Origin of the sequence: Peptoclostridium sp. AF21-18 (assembly GCF_003478825.1) — a bacterium.
GTDB lineage: Bacteria > Bacillota > Clostridia > Peptostreptococcales > Peptostreptococcaceae > Peptacetobacter.
This window is the reverse complement of record NZ_QUGE01000040.1, coordinates 1-10,401: the sequence shown is the minus strand read 5'-3', so window position 1 is coordinate 10,401 and position 10,401 is coordinate 1. Positions and strand designations below refer to the sequence as shown.

The window sequence follows — 10,401 nt, the reverse complement described above, 5'->3', positions numbered from 1 at the left end:
AGGCCCCTGGGAGAGTAGGACGTAGCCACGTAATCTTTTTTTATTTTTTGAAATACTATAAATAAATTAATTTTGAATCAGGTGATATAGCTTATAAAATAGCATAGAATTATACAAAACTAGAAGAATTTGAAAAAGTAAAAAAATATTACAAAGAAAGTCAAAGATTATTTGAAAAAGAAGAGTATTAAAAATAAATAATGAAAAAGGGTCTATCAGATTAATATTATAAATGAAGATAGATCCTTTTTTATTTTATGAAAAAATATAATCGCTGCTAGTATACAATAAAAAAATATAAAATTACTAGTTTATTTGACTTAAATAAAAAAAAGGCTTATCATAGAATTGTACTTTACAAACAAACGATTGTATGATAAGATATAATTGAAATTACATTTAATACAATAAAAAAGGTGGTGTAATAATGAAGTTTGCGAAAATAATTTTAGAGTTTAAATTAGCTAAGAATGAATTCCCAATAGAGTACAGAAAGACTATTTTAAGCTTTATTAAAAAATCTCTATCAGATTGTAATTCTGGAAAGTATTATGACAAATATTTTAAAGATAATATTCAAAAGGACTATTGCTTTTCAGTGGACTTACCTGGTCCGAAATATAAAAATGGAAAGATAGAACTCTATAAAGATGTTATAAAAGTTATTTTTTCAGCAGATGATTCTAATAAAACTAATTTTATACTATATAGTGCATTTATAAAACAAAAGGGAAAAGTTTTTAAATTAGAAAATAATAACTCAATGAAATTACTTTCTGTGAAAGTGAAAAATTCAGAAAATATAGTTAATTCTAGAGCTATATTCAAAACAGCTAAAGGAAGTTCTATTTGCGTAAGAGAGCATAATAAAGAAAAAAATGAAGATAAATACTATATTTACAGTGATCCAGAGTTTAGAGAAAAATTGGATATAGTATTAAAAAATGAATTAAGAAGTATAATATCAGAAAAAGATATAGAAGAAATCGTAGTTAATCCAATCCAATGTTCTAAATGTGTTGTTAAACATTATGGAAATTATATAGACACAAGTATAGGATTATTTGAAATATCAGCAAAACCATATATATTAAACTATTTGCACAATGTTGGAATTGGAAGTAGAAAATCTGCAGGTTTTGGAATGATTGAACTAGTTACAAGTGATTTAGTATAAAAGGAGGTGATAAGTATGAAATATAGTATAAAAGATGAAAATTATGATACAAAAGTAGCAGCTTCTGATTGGCGTTATGCGGCGGCTATAGATGGTTTAATAAAATATTTTTCATATAATAAGATAGAATATCTTATATATTATGACGAAGAAGAAAAAGAAGAATATTTACTATATAGAAGTGATGATATAACAGAAAAAAAGTATCTAGAGTTTGTTGAATACAACTATAGTGAAGAACTACATCATAAAATAATCGAAAGAAAGCTATCTAATGATGAATTCTCTGAAGATCAGATAAAAGAAATAAATGAAAAACTATCCGCAAATACTATAATGAAAAAAGTATTTGGTAAGAAAAAATTTGATGGAAAAAACAAACAAGAAATACTAGATACTATAGACAAAAATAGAATGGATATAATAAGAGAAACATATAGATATAAGCCAAACTTATACAAAAATTATTGTAATACTAACCAACTATTTAGCGAAAAAAATGACTATTGTAGACTATTAGGTTATACACTAGACGCTGCAAGAAAATCTAGAGCTACAGGATACTTATTTGATAAAAATGCATTTGTAGGAGATGATATAAAGGAATTTGACTTTATACCATTTGCATTCTTGGGAAATACAGAATCATTCTTTATAAATGATAATTTAACTATAGAAAGATTAGTTCAAACAAATAAAGAGTTTGAAAGAAAGGTAAAAGCTGGAATTGATGAGAAAAATAAAAGAGTTGATTCTAGAAAGGCTTTATTTAAAGGGATAATAGAATCGGCAGATTTTATAGATTATGATGTAGAAGTTATATTTAAGGATATAAGCGAAGAATATTTTGAAACACTATTTATTAGAAAAGAAGCTATAGATATATTGAAGAAAATAGATGATTATGAAGTATTTGCAAAATCATATAAGACTAAAAAAGATGAGTGGATTAACATTCAAAAGGATGTTACAGATTGTATATTAAATAATATTGTATTAGATAGATATATAGAAAATTTTTTGAAAGATAATGATAAAGGTTATTTAGTTTATAAACTAATATCTGTAAATATACTAATCAGAGGTGAAAAGAATATGAAAGACAGATTAAAAGGTGCATATGCATGCGCGAAGAAAGTAGTAGAAGCTATTCCCGATAACAAAATAGATGCATATAAGCAAAAGCTAACAAGTTCTATAATATTTAAAGATTATGATAGAGTATGCCAAATTCTTTTACAGCTATCAAATTACTCAGATATAGAATTTGGTTTTGTATATGATCTATTTGAAAACTTTGAGGATAACAAAGATCTTGCGTATACATTTATAAATGCTTTGTCTAAAGAAAAAAAAGAAAACAATGAAAATAAATAATGGAGGGTGGAGAAATGAAAAATAGAAATGCGTTAACACTAACAGTTTTGTCAAACATGACATCAAACTATTCTGAAGGATTAGGGAATATAGCGAGTGTACAAAAGGTATTTAGAAACAGAAATGTATATTCAATGAGAAGTAGAGAAAGTTTAAAAAATGCAATTATGGTTTTATCAGGAATGTATGATGACCTAAAAACCCATGTAGATGGAGCAACTCAGAAACTAGCAAATAAAGAACTAAACGCATCAAATTGTAGAGCATTAGAAGGTGGGTATATGAGTACGAAAGGTACTACATATATAAGAAAAAGTTCAATATATTTAACAGACGCTGTATCTTGCGAAAGTTTTGTTAATGAAAATAGATTCCATAATAATTTATATTTAGCTACAAATTCAGCCAAAGAAAAAAATATAAATATACAAGAAAAAGCTAAAGAAGCAGGACTTATGCCTTATCAGTACGAATACGACAAGTCATTAAAAGTATATAGTATAACAATAGACTTAGAAATGATAGGTAAAGATGAAAACTTTGAAAATGAAGAAGGATATAAAGAAGCAGAAAATATAGAAAAAGCATCTAGGGTAAAAGCTATATTAGATGCAGTTGAAACATTAAGTCTTACAGTAAAAGGAAATTTAGATAATGCAGAACCAATATTTATAGTAGGTGGATTATCTGATAGAAAAACTCATTATTTTGAAAATGTGGTAAAAGTAGAAGAAGAAAGATTAATAATATCAAATGATTTAAAAGATAAAATCAATAAAGGATATAGAGTTGGACTACTAGAAGGGAAAAATCTTAGAAATGAAGAAGAAATCAAAAGAGAATTAGAAGCAATTAGTATAACTAAATTCTTCGATGAATTAAAATCTGATGTAGATGCTTACTTTGGTGTATAAAATACTAATAGAAAGTAGGTAATAAAATGGACGCTTTAAGAATTATTATTAAACAAAATAGCGCCAACTATAGAAAGGAAGAGGCTATGGATAATAAAATGACTTATCCTCTTCCTCCTATATCTACTATAATAGGTGCTATACATAATGCTTGTAATTATAGAGAGTATCATCCTATGGACATAAGTATACAGGGAAAATATGAATCTATGCATAAAGAAGCGTATACAGATTATTGTTTTTTAAATCGTACTATGGATGATAGGGGAATACTTGTAAAGATGGCTAACGAATCAATGTTATCAAAAGGATTTGAAAAGGTTGCAACATCAAAAAAACAGGGAAGTGACATGAGAACAGGATTAGAGATACAAGTTCATAATGCAGAATTACTAGAGGAATATAGATCTCTAAAAAATTTAAATGACAAAATAAAAAAATTCAAAGATACAAGACAGAAGAAATTTTTGGAAGTCACAAAAAAAAGAAAAAAAAGATTAAGTGAAAAAAAGAAAAAACTAGATAAAAAGAGTGATGAGTATAAAAAAATTGCAGCTAGAGAAAAAGAAATTAAACGGTATGAAAACAAGATAAAAACAATGGTTAAAGAATTTGAGGAAGAAAATTATACTAAGCCGGTATCAAGATTTAGAACTTTGACAACATCACTAAAATTTTATGAGATATTAAATAATATAGAGCTGGTGATACATATAAGAAGTAAAAAAGAAACATTAGAAGATATATTAGAGAATATCTACAATTTAAAATCTATAGGTAGAAGTGAAGACTTTGTTGAAGTTGTAGAAGCTAAGATGGTAGAATTATTGGAAAATAATGACTGTGATATAGAAAGTGAATACTCAGCATATTTAGATTATAATAGTGTTATAAATGAAGAAATATACACAAAAGCGAAGGCAGGAAAACGGATAAATGGAACTATGTATTATCTAAATAAAAATTATAAAATAGAAGATGCTAAAAGAATTTTTAATAAAAAAAAGGTTGTATATGCATCAAAATACTGTATAGAAGAAACAAGCGAAAATGTTTTGATTGATAGAAATGGTAAAAAAGAATATATTGTCAATTTCTTGTAAAAAATAAGCAGTAGGAAAATTTCCTACTGCTTTCTAAATAGGAGAATTATTATGGATATAAATGTTAGAATAAATGAAATATTAGAAAATGATATTATTCGAGAGATAGAAAATAAATTGGCAAAACCAGATAAAACTATAAAAGAGCATACAATGGATTTAATAGAAGAATTAAATAAATTAAAAAAATTAGGATATATATCAGATGCTAAGTTATTTTCATTAGTTGAAAAAGGTTGTATATACCATGATATAGGTAAGATAAACAAAGAATTTCAGAAAAGAATAGAAAGGTCAAATGACAAAAAAGTAAAATTTAATGATGAAAAAGAAGTAGCACATAATATTTTGTCAATTTACTTCATTGATGATAAAAAATTCAGTGATATAAATGACTATTTAAAAGTACTTCATAGTGTATTAAATCATCATAACTATTGTAATACATTTGAAGTTATGAGAGATAAAAAAGAGTTAATTAGCGAATTGTTAGAAGGGTATAATACTAAAAAAATAAAAAAGAGTATAGAAAATAAAATAGCAGAAATAATAGAAGATAATGAGAGTATAAAAATAAAGGGATACCTACATAAGTGTGATTATAATGCTAGTGCAGGAACTGTATCTGAGTACCCAAATAATTTTTTAGAAGAATCATTAAATAATATGATGCAAGAATGGAAAAAAAGTAATAGTGAGTCTGATTGGAATGAACTTCAAAAATTTTGCATAGAAAATAGAGATGAAAATATAATTGCTGTAGCACAAACTGGTATGGGAAAAACAGAAGCTGGTTTACTTTGGATAGGAGATAACAAAGGATTTTTTATACTTCCTCTTAGAACAGCGATAAATGCCATATACGATAGAGTAAGAAAAAATATAATTCATGAAAAAGACTTGGAACACAGGCTATCAATACTACATTCTAGCTCATTAGAATACTACCTAAACAACCTAGAAAATAAAAAAGTAGACGAAAACTTTGATTTATTGGAGTATGAAAATGTAGGTAAACAGTTGTCTATACCATTAAATATATCAACTATGGATCAATTATTTGATTTTGTTTTTAAATATCAGGGATATGAATTAAAATTAACTACACTATCATATTCTAAGATAGTAATTGATGAAATACAAATGTATAGTCCAGAGCTTTTAGCATACCTGATATGTGGTATAGAGAAAATAGTTGAGCTAGGTGGTAAAGTTGCTATACTAACTGCCACATTACCTCCATTTATAAAAGATTTATTAGAAAAAAATATAGAATTTAAATATAATCCCAATGGTTTTACAAATGATTTAAAAAGACATAATTTAAAGGTGATTGAAGAAGAAATAAATCCAGATGATATATATGAAAAGTATATTGAAAATAAAAATGCTGATAGAGAAAATAAAATATTAGTAGTATGTAATACAATAAAACAAGCTCAGAATATATATGATGATTTAGCAAAAATGTTGTCTGAAAAAGATAGAAAAAATTTAAATATATTACATAGCAGATTTATAAGAAAAGATAGATTGGAAAAAGAAGAAAGTATACTTGAGTTTGGAAGAACATATGATGAAAATAAAAATATAGATAAAAAGAATGGTATATGGATTTCTACATCTATAGTTGAAGCAAGTTTAGATATAGATTTTGATTATTTATTTACTGAATTACAAGATTTAAACTCATTATTCCAAAGATTAGGTAGATGTAACAGAAAAGGGAAAAAAGATAGCAGCAAACACAATTGTTTCGTATATACAGAAATAAAATCTTCAACTTTAAGAGATAATAAGCATGGCTTTATAGACAAAAGAGTATACGAATTATCTAAAAGTGCTATTTTATCAATAAAGGAAAAAGGTCAAATATATGAAAAAGAAAAAATAGCTCTTATTAATGATTATTTAACTACAGATAATTTAAGAAGCAGTGATTATATTAAAGCATATGATAAAGAATATGATTATGTAAAAAAATTAACACCATATACTATATCTAAGGATGAAATAGAATTAAGAAACATAAACACTATAGATATAATACCTTCGCCAGTATATGAAACAAATATTGAGGATATAAAAAATTTTGAAAATAAACTAAAAGAGATATCAGATAGATTAAAAGAAAAAGGAATAGATTTGAAAATAAGGGATGATTTAAAAAAAGAAAAAATAATTTTGAAAGATGCTATAAAAAAATATACAGTTTCAATACCTTATTATGAAGTTGATTTGTATAAAAATGCGATAAAAAATGGAAATGCTATCAAATACAATCCTATTAGATTAAGTGAATTTGAGACTATTGATATTATAGATTGCGACTATGATGAAAAGGGTTATCAAAATAAGAATTATACTGATAGAAAAAGTAAACAAGAAGATTATATGTTATAAACTAAAAATGAGGTGATAATCTTGGAAAAAGAAATTACAGGTGTAATGGTTTATTATTATATAGTTTGCAAAAAGAAACTATGGTATTTTTATCATGAAATAAGTATGGAGCACACTAATGATAATGTTTATATAGGTAAGTTAATAGATGAAGAATCTTATAAAAGAGAAAATAAACATATAAACATTGACAATGTAATAAATATAGACTTTATAAAAACTAAGAAAATACTTCATGAAGTTAAAAAAGTAATAAGATAGAAGAAGCAAGTATACTACAAGTGAAATATTATTTATATTATTTAAAGAAAAAAGGTGTTATAGATATAAAAGCTAAGATAGATTATCCTTTATTGAAACAAAGTGTAGATATAGAAATAGATGAAGATGATGAAAAATATATACAAGAAACTTTGGATAAAATAAAAGAAATAGTAAGCTTAAAATATCCGCCTAAAACAGATAAAAAGAAAATTTGTAAGTCATGTGCATATTATGATCTTTGTTTTATATAATCAAATAAAAGGAGAATAACTATGAAAAGAAGCTACTATATTTATAATAATGGAATATTGAAGAGGAAAGATAATACACTACAATTCCAAAATGAAGACGGAGAAAAAAGATATATACCAATAGAAACTGTTGATGAAATATATGTAATGGGAGAAATGGAATTAAATACAAATCTAATAAACTATTTGAGTCAATATGGTATAACTACACATTTTTTTAATTACTATAGTTACTATACAGGTAGTTTTTATCCAAGAGAAAAGAATGTTTCTGGTGAATTGCTTGTAAAACAAGTTGAACACTATACAAATCAAGACAAAAGGTTAGAAATTGCTAAAAAATTTATAGATGCAGCAAGCTATAATATATACAGAAACTTAAGATATTATAATGGTCGAGGAAAAGATTTAAAAGAATATATGGATAAGATTGAAAGTTTAAGAAAAAAGATTTATGAAAGTAATAGTATATCAGAGCTTATGGGATATGAAGGAAATATAAGAAAAATATATTATGAATCATGGAATACAATAATAAATCAAGATATACAATTTAAGAAAAGAGTTAAAAATCCACCGGATAATGCCATAAATACATTGATATCTTTTGTGAACACATTAGTATATACGAAAGTATTATCGGCACTATATGAAACACAGTTGAATCCAACAATAAGTTATTTACATGAACCTGGAGATAGAAGATTTTCTTTAAGTTTAGATATTGCTGAAGTATTTAAGCCTATTATAGCGGATAGATTAATTTTTTCTTTATTTAATAAAAATCAAATAACTGAAAAAAGTTTTACAAGAAATTTAAATTATTTACATTTAGATAAAGATGCTTCGAAAATGATAGTTTCTGAGTTAGAAAGTAGACTAGAAAAAACAATAAAGCATAAAGAACTTGGTAGGAGTGTATCGTATAAATATTTAATAAAACTTGAATGTTATAAACTTATAAAACATTTAATTGATGAAAAAGATTATGATCCATTTAAAATTTGGTGGTAATAAGGAGAAAAAAGATGTATATTATACTTGTATATGATATAAAGTTGGATGAAGGAGGAAATAGAGTTCTAAGAAAAGTATTTAATACTTGTAAAAAGTATTTATCTCATATTCAAAACTCAGTATTTGAAGGTGAGCTATCAAAAGCACAACTTATAGCTTTAAAAAGTGAGTTAAAAAAGTATGTAAGGGATGATAAAGATTCAGTTATTATCTTTGAAAGTAAAAATAGCAAATGGCTAGATAAGGAAATGTTAGGATTAAAAGTAGATAAGACAGATCAGTTTCTTTAGATAATTGTCGATGTGAGATAGTGTAAATTTTAGTAGGGATAGACAAACTAGAAGAAATAAATGTTTTTGAGTATTTTAAGGCAATGATAGTTGGAAAAAATTTATTTCAAACTAATATTTATTAGAGATAGACAAAATATATGACTGTATGTATTGAAATTAGTAAAGTTATAGTATAACGTATTAGATTAGTACCATATTGGAATGTAAATGTAGTCTTTGGGCATCGTGTATCTAATTTAATCTGATTAGATTAGTACCATATTGGAATGTAAATACCTGTTTTCTTGTTAAGCCGAATACGTAAGGTCCATTAGATTAGTACCATATTGGAATGTAAATATTGGAGTTGATATAAAAGACTTGAAAAATTTTAAAATTAGATTAGTACCATATTGGAATGTAAATACAAATTACATAATTAGTACACAAGAATATACATATATTAGATTAGTACCATATTGGAATGTAAATAATGCTTTTGGTATATTTTTAAGCATTGATATGGATTAGATTAGTACCATATTGGAATGTAAATCTTTTGACATTGTTATAACTTCCTCTGCATAAGGATATTAGATTAGTACCATATTGGAATGTAAATAAAAATGAAAGTTAAAAAAGATATTTGCCTATCTACATTAGATTAGTACCATATTGGAATGTAAATCTTTAACTCTCAATATTGCTTTCATCTTCTATAACTATTAGATTAGTACCATATTGGAATGTAAATCTTTTTAAAGTTACACTTGTCATTTCTTTTGTTAAATTAGATTAGTACCATATTGGAATGTAAATAAAAATGCAGATAGTTTTCCATTTTTAACAACAATTAATTAGATTAGTACCATATTGGAATGTAAATAGTACTCTAGCTGGATGCATTAGGAAATCTTTTATGATTAGATTAGTACCATATTGGAATGTAAATGGCTCTAATAGAATAATAGAATTTATCTTTCTGCAATTAGATTAGTACCATATTGGAATGTAAATATATCTTTTAATTTATCTTTCCCTCGATTTTGGATAATTAGATTAGTACCATATTGGAATGTAAATATAAAAGACATTCTGAAAGAAACTGGAGAAGCTATAATTAGATTAGTACCATATTGGAATGTAAATCCATCAACTAACTGCAGTATTGCATTCTCTTTGTATAAATTAGATTAGTACCATATTGGAATGTAAATCTTTAACTCTCAATATTGCTTTCATCTTCTATAACTATTAGATTAGTACCATATTGGAATGTAAATTTTTGATAAGTCAGAAGAAAAAGGTAGGTGTTTTTGATTAGATTAGTACCATATTGGAATGTAAATACTGAAGATGATGCTTTAGAATTGAGAGAAAAGAAATTAGATTAGTACCATATTGGAATGTAAATGAGTTCGAGGGCAAGACAAAGGAAGACAAGGTTGAATTAGAGTAGTACCATATTGAAATATAAATGAATCTATTATAGAGTTTTAAAATTAATAGTTAAATATGTTATATTAGTTCTATACTCTACATAAAAGAGATGATTTAAAATAATCATCTCTTTTGAGTATATGAAAAAAAGTCTGTAAATTTAATCGCCTTCTATGGTAATAT

At 25.2% G+C, this 10,401-nt stretch carries 7 protein-coding genes, 1 pseudogene and 1 CRISPR repeat array; all 8 genes and pseudogenes read left to right on the top strand.

Annotated features, from left to right (window positions below; all coding sequences use genetic code 11):
• Positions 1-427: 427 nt before the first annotated feature.
• The 8 genes and pseudogenes from cas6 (at position 428) to cas2 (ending at position 8,796) form a co-directional block, all read left to right on the top strand.
• A complete protein-coding gene (cas6, locus tag DWX74_RS10645; RefSeq protein WP_118549923.1) occupies positions 428-1,177 on the top strand; it encodes a CRISPR-associated endoribonuclease Cas6 in 750 nt (249 codons plus the stop codon).
• Positions 1,178-1,192: 15 nt separating this feature from the next.
• Positions 1,193-2,554: a type I CRISPR-associated protein Cas8a1/Csx8 gene (gene cas8a1, locus DWX74_RS10640; RefSeq protein ID WP_118549922.1), complete on the top strand. Its 1,362-nt coding sequence runs from the start codon at positions 1,193-1,195 to the stop codon at positions 2,552-2,554.
• 14 nt (positions 2,555-2,568) lie between these two features.
• The gene (gene cas7i / locus DWX74_RS10635; protein ID WP_118549921.1) at positions 2,569-3,468 is read left to right on the top strand and encodes a type I-B CRISPR-associated protein Cas7/Cst2/DevR; all 900 of its coding nucleotides are present in this window, start codon (positions 2,569-2,571) and stop codon (positions 3,466-3,468) included.
• 26 nt (positions 3,469-3,494) lie between these two features.
• The gene (gene cas5 / locus DWX74_RS10630; protein WP_118549920.1) at positions 3,495-4,571 is read left to right on the top strand and encodes a CRISPR-associated protein Cas5; all 1,077 of its coding nucleotides are present in this window, start codon (positions 3,495-3,497) and stop codon (positions 4,569-4,571) included.
• A 51-nt stretch (positions 4,572-4,622) separates the two neighbouring features.
• The gene (gene cas3, locus DWX74_RS10625) at positions 4,623-6,974 is read left to right on the top strand and encodes a CRISPR-associated helicase Cas3' (protein ID WP_118549919.1); all 2,352 of its coding nucleotides are present in this window, start codon (positions 4,623-4,625) and stop codon (positions 6,972-6,974) included.
• Positions 6,975-7,019: 45 nt separating this feature from the next.
• Positions 7,020-7,489 (top strand): annotated as a pseudogene (cas4, locus tag DWX74_RS11460) (CRISPR-associated protein Cas4).
• Positions 7,490-7,510: 21 nt separating this feature from the next.
• Positions 7,511-8,503, top strand: coding sequence for a type I-B CRISPR-associated endonuclease Cas1b (cas1b, locus tag DWX74_RS10615; RefSeq protein WP_118549918.1), 993 nt, complete (start codon positions 7,511-7,513; stop codon positions 8,501-8,503).
• Between the two features lie 14 nt (positions 8,504-8,517).
• A complete protein-coding gene (gene cas2, locus DWX74_RS10610; RefSeq protein ID WP_118549917.1) occupies positions 8,518-8,796 on the top strand; it encodes a CRISPR-associated endonuclease Cas2 in 279 nt (92 codons plus the stop codon).
• A gap of 182 nt (positions 8,797-8,978) precedes the next feature.
• Positions 8,979-10,257: direct repeats of the CRISPR family, unit length 30 nt; unit sequence ATTAGATTAGTACCATATTGGAATGTAAAT.
• Positions 10,258-10,401: the final 144 nt, after the last annotated feature.